This is a genomic window from Streptomyces ortus (assembly GCF_026341275.1).
GTDB lineage: Bacteria > Actinomycetota > Actinomycetes > Streptomycetales > Streptomycetaceae > Streptomyces > Streptomyces ortus.
The window spans coordinates 2,601,214-2,619,282 of sequence record NZ_JAIFZO010000002.1; the positions used below are offsets into that span (position 1 = coordinate 2,601,214).

At 71.8% G+C, this 18,069-nt stretch carries 16 protein-coding genes and 1 riboswitch; of the genes, 12 read left to right on the forward strand and 4 right to left on the reverse strand.

Annotated elements, in window-relative coordinates:
- The first annotated feature begins 19 nt into the window (after positions 1-19).
- The 4 genes from K3769_RS14695 to K3769_RS14710 are packed head-to-tail and all read left to right on the forward strand — an operon-like array spanning position 20 to position 5,718.
- A complete protein-coding gene (locus K3769_RS14695; RefSeq protein WP_267026877.1) occupies positions 20-1,561 on the forward strand; it encodes a GMC family oxidoreductase in 1,542 nt (513 codons plus the stop codon).
- Positions 1,561-2,757, forward strand: coding sequence for a quaternary amine ABC transporter ATP-binding protein (locus tag K3769_RS14700; protein WP_267026878.1), 1,197 nt, complete (start codon positions 1,561-1,563; stop codon positions 2,755-2,757). The genes K3769_RS14695 and K3769_RS14700 overlap by 1 nt, the downstream gene beginning before the upstream one ends.
- Positions 2,757-4,745, forward strand: coding sequence for an ABC transporter permease (locus tag K3769_RS14705; RefSeq protein ID WP_267026879.1), 1,989 nt, complete (start codon positions 2,757-2,759; stop codon positions 4,743-4,745). Before K3769_RS14700 ends, K3769_RS14705 begins: the two co-directional genes overlap by 1 nt.
- Before the next feature lies 1 nt (position 4,746).
- Entirely contained in the window at positions 4,747-5,718 is a 972-nt protein-coding gene (locus K3769_RS14710) for an ABC transporter substrate-binding protein (RefSeq protein WP_267026880.1), read from the forward strand.
- Positions 5,719-5,816: 98 nt separating this feature from the next.
- On the opposite strand, the gene K3769_RS14715 is transcribed toward K3769_RS14710, so the two are convergent.
- Complete coding sequence (locus K3769_RS14715) at positions 5,817-6,329, reverse strand: carboxymuconolactone decarboxylase family protein (protein WP_267026881.1); 513 nt, start codon at positions 6,327-6,329, stop codon at positions 5,817-5,819.
- A gap of 47 nt (positions 6,330-6,376) precedes the next feature.
- On the opposite strand from K3769_RS14715, the gene pdxR reads away from it, so the two are divergent.
- From pdxR to K3769_RS14735, 4 genes are all read left to right on the forward strand, one after another.
- Positions 6,377-7,810 (forward strand): MocR-like pyridoxine biosynthesis transcription factor PdxR, encoded by a 1,434-nt coding sequence (gene pdxR, locus K3769_RS14720; RefSeq protein ID WP_267026882.1) that lies wholly within the window; start codon positions 6,377-6,379, stop codon positions 7,808-7,810.
- A 338-nt stretch (positions 7,811-8,148) separates the two neighbouring features.
- A complete protein-coding gene (locus K3769_RS14725; protein ID WP_267026883.1) occupies positions 8,149-8,508 on the forward strand; it encodes a hypothetical protein in 360 nt (119 codons plus the stop codon).
- A gap of 170 nt (positions 8,509-8,678) precedes the next feature.
- Positions 8,679-9,878, forward strand: coding sequence for a glutathionylspermidine synthase family protein (locus K3769_RS14730; protein ID WP_267026884.1), 1,200 nt, complete (start codon positions 8,679-8,681; stop codon positions 9,876-9,878).
- A 92-nt stretch (positions 9,879-9,970) separates the two neighbouring features.
- Positions 9,971-10,057, forward strand: a riboswitch (ZMP/ZTP riboswitch).
- A 31-nt stretch (positions 10,058-10,088) separates the two neighbouring features.
- Positions 10,089-11,543 carry a glycine hydroxymethyltransferase gene (locus tag K3769_RS14735; protein WP_267026885.1) on the forward strand — a complete coding sequence of 485 codons (1,455 nt, stop codon included), beginning with the start codon at positions 10,089-10,091 and terminating at the stop codon, positions 11,541-11,543.
- Between the two features lie 34 nt (positions 11,544-11,577).
- Here K3769_RS14735 and K3769_RS14740 read toward each other — a convergent pair whose 3' ends face one another.
- A complete protein-coding gene (locus K3769_RS14740; RefSeq protein WP_267031377.1) occupies positions 11,578-12,201 on the reverse strand; it encodes a hypothetical protein in 624 nt (207 codons plus the stop codon).
- Positions 12,202-12,455: 254 nt separating this feature from the next.
- Between K3769_RS14740 and trpS the strand changes: the two genes are divergently transcribed.
- Positions 12,456-13,469 carry a tryptophan--tRNA ligase gene (trpS, locus tag K3769_RS14745; protein ID WP_267026886.1) on the forward strand — a complete coding sequence of 338 codons (1,014 nt, stop codon included), beginning with the start codon at positions 12,456-12,458 and terminating at the stop codon, positions 13,467-13,469.
- Positions 13,470-13,618: 149 nt separating this feature from the next.
- Positions 13,619-14,197 carry a 2'-5' RNA ligase family protein gene (locus tag K3769_RS14750; RefSeq protein ID WP_267026887.1) on the forward strand — a complete coding sequence of 193 codons (579 nt, stop codon included), beginning with the start codon at positions 13,619-13,621 and terminating at the stop codon, positions 14,195-14,197.
- Positions 14,198-14,239: 42 nt separating this feature from the next.
- Here K3769_RS14750 and dprE2 read toward each other — a convergent pair whose 3' ends face one another.
- On the reverse strand, positions 14,240-14,995 hold the full coding sequence (gene dprE2 / locus K3769_RS14755) for a decaprenylphospho-beta-D-erythro-pentofuranosid-2-ulose 2-reductase (protein WP_267026888.1): 756 nt from the start codon (positions 14,993-14,995) through the stop codon (positions 14,240-14,242).
- Positions 14,996-15,075: 80 nt separating this feature from the next.
- Positions 15,076-16,431, reverse strand: coding sequence for a decaprenylphosphoryl-beta-D-ribose oxidase (gene dprE1 / locus K3769_RS14760; protein ID WP_267026889.1), 1,356 nt, complete (start codon positions 16,429-16,431; stop codon positions 15,076-15,078).
- Positions 16,432-16,573: 142 nt separating this feature from the next.
- On the opposite strand from dprE1, the gene K3769_RS14765 reads away from it, so the two are divergent.
- Both K3769_RS14765 and K3769_RS14770 read left to right on the forward strand, forming a co-directional pair.
- On the forward strand, positions 16,574-17,095 hold the full coding sequence (locus tag K3769_RS14765) for a phosphatase PAP2 family protein (protein ID WP_267026890.1): 522 nt from the start codon (positions 16,574-16,576) through the stop codon (positions 17,093-17,095).
- Positions 17,088-18,062, forward strand: coding sequence for a decaprenyl-phosphate phosphoribosyltransferase (locus tag K3769_RS14770; RefSeq protein WP_267026891.1), 975 nt, complete (start codon positions 17,088-17,090; stop codon positions 18,060-18,062). Before K3769_RS14765 ends, K3769_RS14770 begins: the two co-directional genes overlap by 8 nt.
- Positions 18,063-18,069 lie beyond the last annotated feature (7 nt).

Below are 18,069 nucleotides of genomic sequence, written 5' to 3' on the forward strand. Positions count from 1 at the left end.
GCACCTGGAGCGCCCTGGCATGCCCGAAAACGAGCCCGAGCCCGAGCACACGTACGACTACGTCGTCATCGGCGGCGGTACCGCGGGGTCCGTCATCGCCTCTCGCCTCACCGAGAACCCCGACGTCACCGTCGCCGTCATCGAGGGCGGCCCCAGCGACGTGGACCGTGACGACGTCCTGACCCTGCGCCGCTGGATGGGCCTGCTCGGCGGGGAGCTCGACTACGACTACCCGACGACCGAGCAGCCGCGCGGCAACTCGCACATCCGGCACAGCCGCGCCCGGGTCCTCGGCGGCTGCTCCTCGCACAACACCCTCATCGCGTTCAAGCCGCTGCCGTCCGACTGGGACGAGTGGGAGGCGGCGGGCGCCGAGGGCTGGGGTTCGGTCCCCATGGAGGCGTACTTCCCGCGTCTGCGCAACAACATCGTCCCGGTCGACGAGAAGGACCGGAACGCCATCGCCCGCGACTTCGTGGACGCGGCGCAGGCCGCGCTCGGCGTGCCGCGCGTGGAGGGCTTCAACAAGAAGCCGTTCACCGAGGGCGTCGGTTTCTTCGACCTCGCGTACCACCCGGAGACCAACAAGCGCTCCAGCGCGTCCGTCGCGTACCTGCACCCCGTCATGGACGAGCGGCCCAACCTCCACCTGTACCTGGAGACCTGGGCGCACAGGCTGGAACTGGACGGCACCCGGGCCCGCGGGGTCCACGTGACGACGAAGGACGGCGGTGAACTCCTCGTACGGGCCCGTCGCGAGGTCCTGCTGTGCGCCGGCGCCGTCGACTCGCCCCGGCTGCTGCTGCACTCCGGTGTCGGGCCGCGCGAGGACCTCGAAGCGCTCGGCATCCCCGTGGTCCACGACCTGCCGGGTGTCGGCGAGAACCTGCTCGACCACCCCGAGTCGGTCATCGTCTGGGAGACGGACGGGCCGATCCCGGAGAACTCCGCGATGGACTCCGACGCGGGTCTGTTCGTACGGCGGGACCCCGAACGGGAGGGCCCCGACCTGATGTTCCACTTCTACCAGATCCCGTTCACGGACAATCCGGAGCGCCTCGGGTACGAACGCCCCGAGCACGGCGTCTCGATGACCCCGAACATCCCCAAGCCGCGCAGCCGTGGCCGCCTGTATCTGACCAGCGCCGACCCGGCCGAGAAGCCCGCCCTCGACTTCCGCTACTTCACGGACGAGGACGACTACGACGGCCGCACGCTCGTCGACGGCATCCGGATCGCCCGCGAGATCGCCGAGGCCGAGCCGCTGGCGCACTGGCTCACGCGTGAGGTGTGCCCCGGCCCTGACGTCACCGGCGACGAGGAGTTGAGCGAGTACGCGCGCAAGGTCGCCCACACGGTGTACCACCCGGCGGGCACCTGCCGGATGGGCGCGGCGGACGACCGGCTCGCCGTCGTGGACCCCGAGTTGCGGGTCCGCGGCCTCGACGGCCTCAGGATCGCCGACGCGTCCGTCTTTCCGACCATGCCCGCCGTGAACCCGATGATCGGGGTGCTCATGGTCGGCGAGAAGTGCGTGGACCTGCTGGGAGGCGGTGCGTGATGAGTACGACGATCCCCGTTCAGGAGGCCGCCGCCGAGAGCACGGGCGCGGAGAACGCCGAACCCGTCTTCTCCGTCGACGGCCTGTGGAAGGTCTTCGGCCCCAAGGCCGACCGTGTCCCCGCCGACCCCGGGCTCGCCGCCCTCTCCGCCGCCGAACTCCGGTCCCGTACCGGCTGTACGGCCGCCGTCCGGGACGTGAGCTTCGATGTGCGCAAGGGCGAGGTCTTCGTCGTCATGGGCCTGTCCGGCTCGGGCAAGTCCACCCTCGTACGCTGTCTGACCCGGCTCATCGAGCCGACCGCCGGCACGATCGCCATCGACGGCGAGGACGTGCGCGCGATGGACCGGGCACGGCTGCGCGAACTGCGCCGCCACCGTGCCGCGATGGTCTTCCAGCACTTCGGCCTGCTGCCGCACCGTTCCGTGCTCGACAACGTCGCGTACGGCCTTGAGGTCCAGGGCGTGCCGAAGCGTGAGCGGCGGGCGAAGGCGCGGGAGGTCGTCGCGAAGGTCGGCCTCGAAGGCATGGAGCAGCGCAGGCCCGGCCAGCTCTCGGGCGGCCAGCAGCAGCGGGTGGGACTCGCGCGGGCGCTGGCGGTGGATCCCGAGGTCCTGCTCTTCGATGAACCGTTCAGTGCTCTCGATCCGATGATCAGGCGAGACATGCAGGAGGAGGTGATCCGGTTGCACGGCGAGGAGGGCCGCACGATGGTGTTCATCACGCACGACCTGAACGAGGCGCTGCGCCTGGGCGACCGGATCGCCCTCATGCGCGACGGCCGCATCGTCCAGCTGGGCACGCCCGAGGAGATCGTGGGCTCGCCCGCCGACGACTATGTACGCGAGTTCGTCCGGGACGTGCCGCGCGAGCAGGTCATGACGGTCCGCAGGGCCATGCGGGCCGCGTCGGCGCAGGAGGCCGGGGAGGGTCCGGCGCTGTCGCCGGAGGCCACGGTCTCGCAGGCCATCGAGGCGGTCGCGCGCTCGGGACAGACCGCCCGCGTGGTGGACCAGGGACGCTGCCTCGGAGTGGTGGACTCGGACGCGCTGCTGGAGGTGGTGGCGGGGACGACCACCCGGTCCGCGGGATCGGCCGGGTCTGCGGGGCCTACAGGGTCCGCCGGGTCCGCCGAGTCCGCGGAGTCCGCAGGGTCCGCGGAGTCCGCAGGGTCGGCTCGCGAGGGGGTGGCCTGATGGCCACTGCCACCGCTCCCGCTTCCCGTACGGGCCTGCCCGGCCTCCTCGGCTTCCTCAGGCGCCCGGCCGTCGGCAAGCTCGTCCTGCTCGCCGTCGTCGCGGCCGTCCTCGTCCCGCTGGCCGACGCCCGCTGGGCGAGCGGCAGTTGGCCGGCCGCCCTCACGGTCGACCTCACCGAACCCCTCGGCCGGGCCAGCACCTGGATCATCGACAACCGCGACAGCCACCCGCTGTTCCTCCACTTCTTCGGACACGTGTCGAACGCGGTCGTCCTGTCCGTCCGCGCCGTCTACCTCGTCCTGCTGGCCGCGGGCTGGGCGGGCGTCACAGCGGCGGCGGCCCTGGTCGCCTGGCGGGTGGCCGGGACGCGGCTCGCGCTCGGCACGGCCGCCGCGGTCCTGACCTGCGGGCTGCTCGGTATGTGGGTGCCCACCATGCAGACCCTCGCGCTCATGGTGATCGCGGTCCTCGTGTCCGTCGCCCTGGGCGCGCTGCTCGGCCTCGCCGCCGGGCTCTCCGACCGTACGTACCGCGCACTGCGACCCGTCCTCGACACCATGCAGGTGCTCCCGGCCTTCGCCTACCTCCTGCCGGTCGTCCTCGTCTTCGGCATCGGTGTCCCGGCCGCGGTGCTCGCCACCGTCGTGTACGCGGCCCCGCCCATGGCCCGCCTCACCGCGCTGGGGCTGCGCGGCGCCGACGCCGGGGTGATGGAGGCCGTCGAGTCCCTGGGTACCACCGCGCGGCAGCGGCTGTTCACGGCCCGGCTGCCGCTCGCCCGCAAGGAACTCCTGCTGGGCCTCAACCAGACCATCATGATGGCCCTGTCGATGGCCGTCATCGCGTCTGTCATCGGCGCGGGCGGCCTCGGTGACCGCGTCTACCAGGCACTGGCCTCGGTCGACGTGGGCGCCGCGCTCGCCGCGGGCATCCCGATCGTGCTGCTCGCGATCGTCCTGGACCGGGTGACGGCGGCGGCGGGCTCGGCGGGCTCGGCGGGGGAGGGGCGCGAAGGGGGCGGCTCCCGTTGGACCGGCTGGAAGGGTTGGCCCGGCTGGGTCCTGGCCGCCGTCACCGCACTGGCCGTCGCGGTCGCCGCACGTCTGGCCGGCCGGCTCGACTGGCCCGAGACCTGGATCGTGCACATCGCCGAACCGGTGAACCGCGCGGTCGACTGGATGACGGACCACCTCTACTCCGGCGTCCCCTACGTCGGCGGCACCGCCGACTGGGCGGCGCACTTCACCACCGGCGTCCTGAACCCGGTCCGCGACGGCCTGCAGTGGCTGCCCTGGTGGGCGGTCCTGCTGACCGTCGCCGCGCTCGCCTGGCTGATCGGCACCTGGCGCACCGCGCTGACCGCCGTCCTCGCGATGGCCGCGATCGGGGTGCTCGGCGTGTGGCAGCCGTCCCTCGACACGCTGTCGCAGGTCCTCGCGGCGGTCGCGGTCACCCTCGTCCTCGGCTTCGGGACCGCCGTCGCGGCGGCCAGGAGCGAGCGCTGCGAACGCCTCCTGCGCCCCGTCCTGGACGTCTTCCAGACGATGCCGCAGTTCGTCTACCTCATACCCGTCGTGGCGCTCTTCGGCGTCGGCCGGGCCCCCGCGGTCGCCGCCGCGGTCGTCTACGCGCTGCCCGCCGTCGTCCGCATCACCACGCAGGGGCTGCGCCACGTGGACCCGGCGGCCATGGAGTCCTCGCGTTCCATGGGCGCGACCGGCTGGCAGCAACTGCGCCAGGTGCAGCTGCCGCTGGCCCGCCCCGCGCTGCTGCTCGCCGTGAACCAGGGCGTCGTCCTCGTCCTCGCCGTCGTCATCATCGGCGGTCTGGTCGGCGGTGGAGCGCTCGGTTACGACGTCGTGTTCGGCCTCGCCCAGGGCGACCTGGCCACGGGGCTCGTGGCCGGCGCGGCGATCGTCTGCCTCGGCCTGATGCTCGACCGGGTCACGCAACCGACGCGTGGCCGTACGAAGAAGGGAGCCTGAGATGCGTACGCGTGTGACACGGACAAGGGGCGCGCTCGCGATCGGCTGCTCCTTGCTGGTGCTGTCGACCGGCTGCGGAGCCGCCGACATGACCAAGCAGTCCTCGCCCTTCGCCAACGCGCAGGGTGCGAGGACCGTGACCCTCTCCACGCAGTCCTGGGTCGGGGCGCAGGCCAACGTGGCCGTCGCGCAGTACGTGCTGGAGCACGAACTGGGCTATCGCGTCGACACCGTCCAGGTCGACGAGGTGCCCGCGTGGGACGCGCTCAGCCAGGGCAGGGTCGACGCGATCCTGGAGGACTGGGGGCACCCCGAGCAGCAACAGCGGTACGTCGAGGACAAGAAGACCATCGTCGACGGCGGCGGTCTCGGGGTCACCGGGCACATCGGCTGGTTCGTACCGACGTACTTCGCGAAGCAGCACCCCGACGTGACGAACTGGAAGAACCTGAACAAGTACGCGGACCGGTTGCGCACCGCCGAGAGCGGCGGCAAGGGGCAGTTGCTCGACGGCTCACCGTCCTACGTCACGAACGACAAGGCGCTGGTGAAGAACCTGGACCTCGACTTCCAGGTGGTGTTCGCCGGTTCGGAGGCGGCGCAGATCACGCAGATGCGGCAGTTCGCCAAGGAGAAGAAGCCGTTTCTCACGTACTGGTACTCGCCGCAGTGGCTCTTCGAGAAGGTGCCGATGACGGAGGTGAAGCTGCCCGCGTACGAGGAGGGCTGCGACGCGGATCCGGAGGCGGTCGCCTGCGCGTACCCGCACACGCCGCTCCGCAAGTACCTCAACGCGGACTTCGCGAAGTCCGGCGGCAGGGCCGCCGCGTTCCTGAAGAAGTTCAAGTGGACAACGGAGGACCAGAACGAGGTCTCCCTCCTGATAGCGGACCAAAAACTCTCCCCGGAGGAAGCGGCAAAGAGGTGGATGAGCTCGCATGAGCAAACATGGAGGAAATGGCTACCCCAGTAACACCTCCTCCCGACCCGAACTCCACCCCACCCAGGGGCGCGGGGAACTGCGCAAAAGCCCCCGCGCCCCAGCCGATCACACCCCCACCGACCCCACCGTCACGCGTGCTGCCCCGCCGTATAGTGCCCCGGCACAAGGCGACAGCTCACGCCGAACCGATTCCACGCGTTGATCACCGTGATCGAGGCGAGCAACTGGGACAGTTCGGCCTCGTCGAAGTGCCGCGCGGCGGTCTCGAACACCTCGTCCGGGACGAAGCCGTCCGTCAGCACCGTCACGGCCTCGGTCAGCGCGAGCGCCGCCAACTCCTTCTCCGTGTAGAAGTGCCGCGACTCCTCCCACGCGTTGAGCTGCACGATCCGCTCGACGCTCTCACCCGCCGCGAACGCGTCCTTCGTATGCATGTCGAGGCAGAACGCACAGTGGTTCAGCTGCGAGGTGCGGATCTTCACCAGCTCCAGCAGCACAGGGTCGACACCCCGCCGCGCCGCCGCGTCCAGCCGGACCATCGCCTTGTAGACCTCGGGGGCGAACTTCGCCCACTGCAGTCGGGGGGTGTCCTCGGAGGCGTACGAGGTGTCCTTCGCGGTGTCGTTCTCCGTCGTCGTCATGCTGTCGACCCTACGAGCGAACCAGCCCACGAGTATGGTCCATTTCCATGGCTGGATCTTGGGCCACTTTCGGAGTGGATCTGCATGTCGACGTGGCGCGTACCGGCTCCGGCCTGCGCAGAGGCCTCACGGACGCGCTGCGGGAGGCGGTGCGCGGCGGACGGCTCGCACCGGGCGTCCGGCTGCCGTCCTCCCGCTCCCTCGCCGCCGACCTCGGCATCGCCCGCAACACGGTCGCCGACGCGTACGCGGACCTCGTCGCCGAGGGCTGGCTCACCGCACGCCAGGGCTCGGGCACGCGGGTGGCGCAGCGGGACGTACCGGTCCCGGCCTCGCCGACGCGCAGGCCCCGGTCACCCCGGGGGCCCGCGTACGACCTGGTCCCCGGCACCCCTGACCTCGCCTCCTTCCCGCGCGGGGAGTGGCTCAAGGCCTACCGCCGGGCCCTCACCGCGGCACCGAACGACGCCCTCGGCTACGGGGATCCGCGCGGCCGTGTCGAACTGCGCACCGCCCTCGCCGGCTACCTCGCCCGAGCCCGTGGCGTACGCGCCGACCCCGAGCACATCCTCATCTGCTCGGGTTTCGTCCACGGGCTGATCCTGCTCGGGGAGGTGCTGCGGCGGCGGGGCGCGCGGACGCTCGCGGTGGAGTCGTACGGCCTCGACGTGCACTGGGACCTGATCGAGCGAGCGGGGCTGGAATCGGTGCCGCTGCCGTTCGACGAACTGGGCACGCGGACGGACGACCTGGCCGAACGCGGGCGTGGGAGCGGTGCACGCGCCGGCGGCGGCACCCTGGGCGGGGTGCTGCTCACGCCCGCCCACCAGTTCCCCATGGGCGTGCCGCTGCGCCCCGAGCGCCGAGCCGCCGTCGTCGACTGGGCGCGGCGTACGGGCGGGCTGATCCTGGAGGACGACTACGACGGCGAGTTCCGTTACGACCGCCAGCCCGTGGGCGCGCTCCAGGGCCTCGACCCGGACCGCGTGGTGTACTTCGGCACCGCCAGCAAGGCGCTCGCGCCCGGCCTGCGCCTCGGCTGGCTGGTCCTGCCGCCGGACGTGGCGCCCGAGGTCATGGCGGCGAAGGGCGGCGCGGACTGGTCGTGCGGGGTCCTGGACCAGCTGACCCTGGCGGAGTTCATCACCTCGGGCGCGTACGACCGTCATGTGCGTGCCTCCCGCCTCCGTTACCGGCGCCGCCGCGACCAGCTCGTGACGGCCCTGGCGGCCCGCGCCCCGTCGGTCACGGCCACCGGTATCGCGGCCGGCTTCCACGCCGTGCTGCGGCTCCCGCCCGGCACCGAGCAGTCGGTGGTCCGCGCGGCGGCCTGGCACGGCCTGGCCGCCCACGGCCTGACCCGTTACCGCCACCCGGCGGCCACGCTCCCCCCGACGGACGCCCTGGTGGTCGGCTACGGAACCCCGTCGGACAGCGGCTGGCCGGGAGCACTGGAAACACTGTGCGCGGCGCTGCCCTAGACCGGCCGGACCCCTCGGTTCCGCCGTCCCCCCGTCACCCCGTCACCCCGTCCCCTCGTCACTCCATACCGCCACTGACGGACGGCCCGCAGGAACAGAGCGGCGTCCACACGGGAAGCCGCGGCAGCGGTCCCGGTGCCCGGCCCGGCCGCCCGCGCGGCGACCGCCTGCAGCACCGTCGCCGTCCCGAAACACACCCCCTAGTGCCCACAGCATTCCAAAGAGCACAAAGTGACTTTAGGGGAGCGAGAGTTGGGGTAGCCGCTTGTACAAGCAGGGCACGTGATCTTTACGCTGTGACTGACGGGCCCGCCGGACGGGCCGGACGGGGGAGAGACATGGCAGAGCAGCGCAGAAGACTTCGGTCCAGCACGGTCGTACTCGGTGGCATGGGCGTCCTGGCGACGGCCCTCACCTCCTGCGGGTCCGATCCCGACCGCCGCTGTGTGGACCGCGACAGCTACGACTACACGGGCGGCTACAAGGTCGTCGCCGACAAGAACTGCGCGTCCGGCTCCTCGTCGGCGGGCAAGAAGCGCGGGACGGGCGGCACCGGCAGGAGCGGCGGGACCGACGCCGCCTGGTACTACGACGCCGACGTCTCTGGCGGCCGTGCCGAGGACGGCACCTTCAGCCGCAGCGAGGCCGTCGACCGGGGCGGCTTCGGCTGCTCGGACTCCGGCAGCGGCGGCGGCTGACCGCGACGCGGACCGCCCTGACGGACCGCCCTGACGGACCGCCCTGACGGACCGACGTACCGACGGGCCGTTGTACTGACGGCCCGATGTACTGACGGCCCGATGTACTGACGTATCGAACGCTGACGCACCGACGCACCGACGCGCTGACGGACTACGGACACACCACTGTGGAACGCCGAACCATGCAACCCCGCCCCGGCTGGCAGCGGACAGTCGAGGACCAGGGCCTCATCTACCCCCTCACCCGCTACCCCGACGACTCCCTGCGCCCCTACTGGGACGAGTCCGCCCACTACGTCTTCTCCCTGCCCGAGGTCGAGGCCCTGGAGGAGGTCGTCGGGGAACTCCACACGATGTGCCTGGCCGCCGCCGAGTACATCGTCACCGGGAACCGCCTCGCCGACCTCGGGATCACCGACCCGCGGGTGGCGGAGACGGTCGCCGAGGCCTGGCGCCGCCGCGCCGAACTGCCCTCTCTGTACGGGCGTTTCGACCTCCGCTACGACGGCACGGGCCCGGCGAAGCTCCTGGAGTACAACGCCGACACCCCGACCTCGCTCGTCGAGGCCGCGAGCCCCCAGTGGTTCTGGATGGAGGAACGTTTCCCCGGCGCCGACCAGTGGAACTCCCTCCACGAACGGCTGGTCGAGGCCTGGCGGAAGCAGGCCCCCCTCCTCCCGCCGGGCAGCCCCCTCTACTTCGCGCACTCCGCCGCCGACGAACTCGGCGAGGACCTCATGACGGTCGGCTACCTGAAGGAGACCGCGGAACAGGCCGGGCTCGACACCGCCTGGATCGCGATGGAGGAGATCGGCTGGGACCGCCTCTCCGGACGTTTCGTCGACAAGCGGCTCCGCTTCATCCGCAGCTGCTTCAAGCTCTACCCCTGGGAATGGCTCACCACCGACCGCTTCGCCGCGCACGTCCTGGACACCCTCGACAACGGCGGCGGCACGGGTACGACGATGTGGATCGAGCCCGCCTGGAAGATGCTGCTCAGCAACAAGGCCCTCCTCGCCATCCTCTGGGAGCTGTACCCCGACCACCCGAACCTCCTCCCGGCCTACCTCGACGGCCCCCGCGAACTGGCCACCACCACCGGATACGTGGCCAAGCCCCTCCTCGGCCGCGAGGGCGCCGGCGTCACCGTCCACGAACCGGCGCCTGGTCCCGTCCCCGTCCCCCTCGCCGTCCGGGAGGAGGCCTGCTGCTACCAGGAGCTGGCACCCCTGCCGTCCTTCGACGGCAACCGGGTCGTCCTCGGCGCCTGGGTCGTCGGGGACGAGCCGGCCGGCCTCGGCATCCGCGAATCGTCCGGGCTGGTGACGGACGAGTACGCGCGCTTCCTGCCGCACGTGATCCTGTGACCCACGGCAGGGGCGGCCCGGCCCGGCCGCCCCTGCCGTGGGTCACATGGTGGACGGCGAGATCTCCCTCCGGAGCGCTTTCGGTACGCTGATCCACGGGCCGTGACTGGCGCGCTGGGATGGGATCGACCATCGGGGAGCGGCCCGGGAACCGTGTGCCGTGCGCCTGGGCCGAACCGTGAACGCCGAACGCCACGTCCGGAGGCCGTCATGTCAGAATCCCGCGCACCCCTCTCCACCGAGTCCACCGCCTTCCGCAGCGCCCTCGAAGTGATCCGCGCCGTCGAACCCCGGATCGCCGACGCCATCGGGCAGGAGGTCGCCGACCAGCGCGAGATGCTCAAGCTGATCGCCTCCGAGAACTACGCCTCCCCGGCCACCCTCCTCGCGATGGGCAACTGGTTCAGCGACAAGTACGCGGAAGGCACCGTCGGCCGCCGCTTCTACGCGGGCTGCCGCAACGTGGACACCGTCGAGGCCCTCGCCGCCGAGCACGCCCGCGAGCTCTTCGGCGCCGAGCACGCCTACGCCCAGCCGCACTCCGGCATCGACGCCAACCTCGTCGCCTTCTGGGCCGTACTCGGTCAGCGTGTCGAGGTCCCCGCCCTGGAGAAGGCCGGCGTCCGCAACGTCAACGACCTCTCCGAGGCCGACTGGGCCGAGCTGCGCCGGGCCTTCGGTAACCAGCGCATGCTCGGCATGTCCCTGGACGCCGGCGGCCACCTCACTCACGGCTTCCGCCCGAACATCTCCGGCAAGATGTTCGACCAGCGTTCCTACGGCACCGACCCCACCACCGGCCTCATCGACTACGAGGCGCTGCGCGTCACCGCCCGCGAGTTCAAGCCGATGATCATCGTCGCCGGCTACTCCGCGTACCCCCGGCTCGTGAACTTCCGGATCATGCGCGAGATCGCCGACGAGGTCGGCGCCACGCTCATGGTCGACATGGCCCACTTCGCGGGACTCGTCGCCGGCAAGGTCCTCACCGGGGACTTCGACCCGGTCCCGCACGCCCAGATCGTCACCACGACCACCCACAAGTCGCTGCGTGGCCCGCGCGGCGGAATGGTGCTGTGCGACTCGTCGCTCGCCGACCAGGTCGACCGCGGCTGCCCGATGGTCCTGGGCGGCCCGCTCCCGCACGTCATGGCCGCCAAGGCGGTCGCCCTCGCCGAGGCGCGCCGTCCCGAGTTCCGCGACTACGCCCAGGCCGTCGTCGACAACGCCCGCGCCCTCGCCGAGGGCCTGATGCGGCGCGGTGCCACGCTGGTCACCGGCGGCACGGACAACCACCTCAACCTCATCGACGTGGCTTCCTCCTACGGTCTCACCGGCCGCCAGGCCGAGTCGGCCCTGCTCGACTCGGGCATCGTCACCAACCGCAACGCGATCCCCGCCGACCCGAACGGCGCCTGGTACACCTCGGGCATCCGGATCGGTACGCCCGCGCTGACCACCCGGGGTCTGGGGGCCGCCGAGATGGACGAGATCGCGGGCCTCATCGACCGCGTCCTCACCACCACGGAAGCGGGCACCACCAAGAAGGGCGCCCCCTCCAAGGCCCAGCACATCCTCGACGCGAAGGTCGCGGACGAGATCTCGCACCGCGCGACCGACCTCCTGACCGGTTTCCCGCTGTACCCGGAGATCGACCTCGGCTGAGTTCCCCGGCCACCCGGCCACCCGGCCGTCCGTCTCACAGGTCGATCAGCTCCTGTCGTGGCTCCCGCGGCGGCCCGGGCTCGCGCCGGGCCGCCGCTCGGCGTATCAGCACCGTGCCGCCGCAGCCGAGGACGAGTCCCGCCGCCAGGCCCCGCGCGAGCCCCGGCTGCGCCCACCACGCCCGGTCCCCGGTTCCGGGCCCGCCGCCCACGACGGGTCCGGACCCGAACAACGCCGTACGCTCCACCTGGTCGTAGACCGTCCGGGACGCCCGGTGCCAGCGGAGGTCGTCGTCGTCCACGTCGGGGGCCGGGTCGGACCTGATCCAGGGCGTGCCGTCCCCGGCCAGGAACACCTGGTCCTGGCGCCCCATGAAGATGTCGCCCCCGGGCGCCCGGTCCGTCTCCGGCCAGCCGCCCACTCCGGTCGTCCCCCAGGTGACCGTGGCCCGCACGGCGGGGTGGCGGCCCTCGATCCAGTCCTGCGGGACCTTCTCCGTGCCGGTGGCCGTCGGCCGCAGCAGCTGCCGGAGTCGTGCGAAGTCCGGCTCGCCGGAGCGCACGCTCGTGGTCCGCCCCGTACCGTCCCCCGCCACGACGACCGCGAGATCCGGCGAGTCGCCTCCGGGGCCGCCCGGCCCCGCCGCGTGCGCCGGCACCGCCCCGAACCCGACGACAAAGGCACACCCGACGACCACGGTGAACGCGGCGGCCACGGCGGACCCGACGGCCACGGCCGCCGAGGCGATCACGGTGACCCCTGTACCCCTGCTCCGCACTGTGTTCCTCGTCTCATCGGCGACCGCACCCTCGCCCCGTCCCACCCTTTTGTTACACCGTCGGGGACGGATCGGATCCCACCTGTTTCCGACCAGTTCCGGAGCGGCCCCCGACACCTGAGAGAATGATGAGCATGGCTCTCGACCGTCCCCGTGTGCTCTCCGGAATCCAGCCCACCGCAGGCTCGTTCCACCTCGGCAACTACCTCGGCGCCGTCCGCCAGTGGGTGGCCCTGCAGGAGTCCCACGACGCCTTCTACATGGTCGTGGACCTGCATGCGATCACCCTTCCGCAGGACCCCGCGGACCTGCGCGCGAACACCCGGCTCGCCGCCGCCCAGCTGCTCGCCGCCGGGCTCGACCCCGAGCGCTGCACCCTGTTCGTCCAGAGCCATGTCCCCGAGCACGCCCAGCTCGCGTGGATCATGAACTGCCTCACCGGTTTCGGCGAGGCCTCCCGCATGACCCAGTTCAAGGACAAGTCCGCCAGGCAGGGCGCCGACCGCGCCTCCGTCGGCCTCTTCACGTACCCGATCCTGCAGGTCGCGGACATCCTGCTGTACCAGGCCAACGAGGTCCCCGTGGGCGAGGACCAGCGCCAGCACATCGAGCTGACGCGCGACCTCGCCGAGCGGTTCAACAGCCGCCTGGGGCAGACGTTCACCGTTCCGAAGCCGTACATCCTCAAGGAGACGGCGAAGATCTTCGATCTTCAGGACCCGGCGATCAAGATGAGCAAGTCGGCGTCGACGCCGAAGGGTCTCATCAACCTCCTCGACGAGCCGAAGGCCACCGCGAAGAAGGTGAAGAGCGCGGTCACCGACACGGACACGGTGATCAGGTTCGACCCCGTGGAGAAGCCGGGCATCAGCAATCTGCTGGGCATCTACTCCACCCTCACCGGCACCGGTATCGCGGAACTGGAGCAGAAGTACGCCGGCAAGGGCTACGGTGCGCTGAAGACGGACCTGGCGGAGGTCATGGTCGACTTCGTGACGCCCTTCCGGGAGCGCACCCAGCAGTATCTGGACGACCCGGAGACGCTCGACTCGATCCTGGCCAAGGGTGCGGAGAAGGCTCGCGCGGTCGCGGCGGAGACGCTGGCCCAGGCGTACGACAGGGTGGGTTTCCTGCCCGCCAAGCACTGATCGCCGGGACGAGACCAGGACAACACCGGCACGACATCCGGAACGGGCCCGCACCGCCGTACAGTCGATAGCCGAACCGGCGGCGGCCCTCGCCCGACCGGAACGAAGACACGGTGGAACAGAACACCGGCACAACGACAGGAGACGACGTGGGGACCGTAACGATCGGTGTGTCGATCGCGGTCCCGGAGCCTCACGGCAGCCTGCTCCAGGAGCGGCGCGCGGGCTTCGGCGACCCCGCGGCTTCCGGCATTCCCACCCACGTCACACTGCTGCCGCCGACCGAGGTCGACCGGTCGGCGCTGCCCGCGATCGAGACGCATCTCATGGAGGTCGCGGCGGCCGGCCGGCCCTTCTCGATGCGGCTGAGCGGCACGGGCACGTTCCGTCCGCTGTCCCCGGTCGTGTTCGTGCAGGTGGTCGAGGGCGCCGAGGCCTGCACCTGGCTGCAGAAGCAGGTCCGGGACGCCTCCGGACCCGTGGCGCGCGAGCTGCAGTTCCCGTACCACCCGCATGTGACGGTGGCGCACGGCATCGACGACGAGGCGATGGACCGTGCCTTCGAGGAACTGGCGGAGTACGAGGCGCACTGGCCGTGCACCGGCTTCGCGCTCTACGAGCAGGGGCCCGACGGCGTGTGGCGCAGGCTGCGCGACTACGTCTTCGGCGGCGCGGTCGTACCCCCGCAGGCGACGCACGTCCACCGGGGCCCGCTCCCGGCCTGCTGACCCGGGCACCCCCACCGGCACGGCTGCCCAAGCCGACAGGACCTAGAGCGGCAGGCGGCGGAACACACCCCGCGGGACGTGCCGCAGCGCCGACATGACCACCCGCAGCGCCCCCGGCACCCACACCGTCTCCGAGCGGCGGCGCAGGCCCGTCTCGATGGCCGTGGCGACCGCCTCGGGGGTCGTCGCCAGCGGGGCCTCCGCCAGGCCCTCCGTCATCCTGGAGCGGACGAAGCCGGGGCGTACGACCATCACGTGGACGCCCGTGCCGTACAGCGCGTCGCCCAGGCCCTGGGTGAACGCGTCGAGGCCGGCCTTGCTGGAGCCGTAGATGAAGTTGGCGCGGCGGGCCCGCTCGCCCGCCACCGAGGAGAGCACCACCAGGGAGCCGTGGCCCTGCGTCTGGAGCGCCCGTGCGCACACCAGCCCCGCCGACACGGCGCCCGTGTAGTTGGTCTGCGCGACCCGTACCGCGGCGCCGGGCTCGTTCTCGTCGTGCGACTGGTCGCCGAGGACGCCGAACGCGAGCAGGACCATGTCGATGTCCCCCTCGGCGAAGACCTTGCCGAGGGCCGCCTCGTGGGCGTCGGGGTCGAGCGCGTCGAAGTCGACGGTACGGACGTCCGCGCCCAGTTCGCGCAGTCCGGCGGCGGCCGACTCCAGGCCGGGCGAGGGACGGCCCGCCAGCCACACCGTGCGGGTGCGGCGGGTGATCAGCCGCCGTGCGGTGGCGAGCCCGATCTCGGACGTGCCGCCGAGGACGAGGAGGGACTGGGGGATGCCGAAGGCGTCCTTCATGGAACCGAACTCCTATGGGGAGAGGGCCGACCGGGGAGAGGGCCGACAGGAAAGAGGGCCGACAGGGCAGGTGGCCGGCGTCAGAGTCCGAGGCGCCGGGACAGGTCGGAGGTGAAGACGGACCGCGGGTCCAGCTCCTCGCGCAGCGCCCGGAACTCGGCGAGCCGCGGATACATCGCGGTGAGCAGCTCGGGCCGCAGTCGGGAGTCCTTGGCGAGGTAGACCCGGCCGTCGGCCGCGGCGACCTCCGCGTCCAGTTCGTCGAGGAAGCCGCCGAGCCCCGGCAGGTTCGCGGGGATGTCGAGGGCGAGGGTCCAGCCGGGCATCGGGAAGGACAGCCACCCCGGGTCGCCCTCGCCGAACCGCTTCAGGACGGCGAGGAAGGAGGGGCAGCGGCGCTGCGAGATGCGGTGCACGATCCGGCGCAGGGTCTCCTCCTGCCCGTAGCCGACGGCGAACTGGTACTGCACGAAACCACCCCGCCCGTAGACGCGGTTCCAGTGCGGCACCCCGTCGAGGGGGTGGAAGAAGGTGGACATCCGCTGGAGTTCGCCCACCCGCGCGCGGGGTGCCTTCCTGTACCAGAGCTCGTTGAAGAGGCCGACCGTCGTACGGCCGAGCAGGCCCTCCGGGACGAAGGAGGGCGCGCCGGGCAGCCGCCCCGGACGGAACTCCAACGGGGCCCTAAGCGCGCGCGTGCGGCCGTCCAGCGCCTCCAGGGGGGCGTGATCGCCCCGGGTCAGCACCGAGCGGCCCATGGACGCCCCGCGGGCCAGCAGGTCGATCCAGGCGACCGAGTAGCGGTAGCGGTGGTCGGTGGCCGTCAGGCGGGCCATCAGGTCGTCCAGGTCCGTGGCGCGTTCCGTGTCGACGGACATCAGCGACGTCTCGACGGGCTGCAGCCGTACGGTGGCCGTCAGGATGACGCCGGTCAGGCCCATCCCGCCCGCCGTGGCGTCGAACAGCGGCGTACCCCGGTCCACCATGCGGATCCGGCCGTCGGCGGTGAGCAGTTCGAAGGACAGGACGTGGCGGGCGAACGAGCCGGACACATGGTGGTTCTTGCCGTGGATGTCCGCGCCGATCGCCCCGCCGACCGTGACATAGCGGGTCCCCGGGGTCACCGGCACGAACCAGCCCAGCGGCAGCAGTACCTCCATGAGGCGGTGCAGGGAGACCCCGGCCCCGCACAGCACGGTCCCGCCGTCCACGTCGATCGCGTGGATGTCGTCGAGCCCCGTCATGTCGAACACGGCCCCGCCCGCGTTCTGTGCGGCGTCCCCGTACGCCCGTCCCAGGCCCCGTGCGATGCCGCCGCGGGCCCCGCAGTCCCGGACGGCCGCCACGGCCTCGTCGTACGAGCGGGGGCGCACCAGGCGGGCTGCGGTGGGAGCGGTGCGGCCCCACCCCGTGACGGAAACCGTGTCGGTAGACATGTCAGCGACCGTATCGAGCGGAGCGCACCTTTGGTTACCTAACATCCCTTTCCTCCGCTTACCTCCCCGAAATGGGTGATTAATGGGATGTCGCTCAATATTGCCGGAGCTGGAGCGGTGTCGACGTGAACAGTGGGCCCCCATGGACCACCACGACGAGCGCCCTGACCTGGACCACCGGATCCTCACGGCCCTCCACGCACGCGGCACCGGCCCCCGAGTCGCCGCCGCCGCGCGGACCCTGTCCCTGGCCGGCGAGCACGGCGCGCTGTGGCTCGCGGCGGGCCTCGCGGGAGCCGCCGCGGACCGGGAGCGGCGCGGCGCCTGGCTGCGCGGCACGGCCCTGACCGCGGGCGCGCACCTCGCCAGCATGGGCGTGAAACGGCTCGTACGCCGTCCGCGCCCCGGCCATGTCGAACCGTTGGTCCGCACCGCGGGCCGGCACTCCTTCCCCAGCTCGCACGCCACGTCCGCGGTGGCCGCCGCCGTGGCCTTCGGCGCGCTCGGCGCCCGTGTGGTGCCCGCGCTGGCCGCCGCGATGTGCGTGTCCCGGGTGGTCGTCGGCGTCCACTACCCCTCGGACGTCGCCGCGGGCGCCGCCCTCGGCGCGGTGACGGCCCGGCTGGGCGCCCGCTGGATGACAGGAGGCCGGGACCATGGCTGACACGGTCCTGCTGGGGAGTTCGAAGAACACGGGGAGCCCGGTCACCGCGGAGGCGGCACGGGGGAAGCCGCCCGCGTCGGCGAGAAGCGGCCTCCTGAAGGGGCTCATCAGGACCGCCCGGCCCAAACAGTGGGTCAAGAACGTCCTCGTCGTCGCCGCCCCGGCCGCCGCGGGCGAACTCTTCTCACGCCACGCACTCGTCCAGGTCGCCCTCGTCTTCGTGCTGTTCACGGCCTGCGCGGCGAGCGTCTACCTGGTCAACGACGCCCGCGACGCCGACGCCGACCGCGCCCACCCGGTCAAGCGCCACCGGCCGGTCGCCGCCGGGGTGGTGCCCGTCCCGGTCGCCTACTCCGCGGGGATCGTCCTCGCCGTCGTCGCGCCGACCGTGGCCGCCTTCGTGTGCTCGCCGCTCACCTCCGCGCTGCTCACCGCCTACCTGGGGATGCAGTTCGCGTACTGCGTCAGCCTCAAGCACGTCCTGGTCGTCGACCTCGTGGTGGTGACCACCGGGTTCCTGATGCGGGCCATGATCGGCGGCCTCGCGCTCGGCATCCCGCTGTCGCGCTGGTTCCTCATCACCACCGGCTTCGGCGCGCTGTTCATGGTGTCCGCCAAGCGCTACTCCGAAGCGGTCCAGATGGCCGGGAAAGCGGGCGCCACGCGCGCGTTGCTCACCGAGTACACCGTCGGCTACCTGCGCTTCGTCTGGCAGCTCGCCGCCTCCGTCGCCGTCCTCGGCTACTGCCTGTGGGCCCTGGAGGAGGGCGGCCTCCCGCACACCAGCGTGCTGCCCTGGCGACAGCTGTCGATGGTCGCCTTCATCCTCGCCGTCCTGCGGTACGCGGTCTTCGCCGACCGGGGCACCGCGGGCGAACCGGAGGACGTGGTCCTGCGCGACCGCGCACTCGCCCTCATCGGCGTGGCGTGGCTCGCCATGTACGGGCTGGCGGTGGCCAACTGGTGAGCGGGGC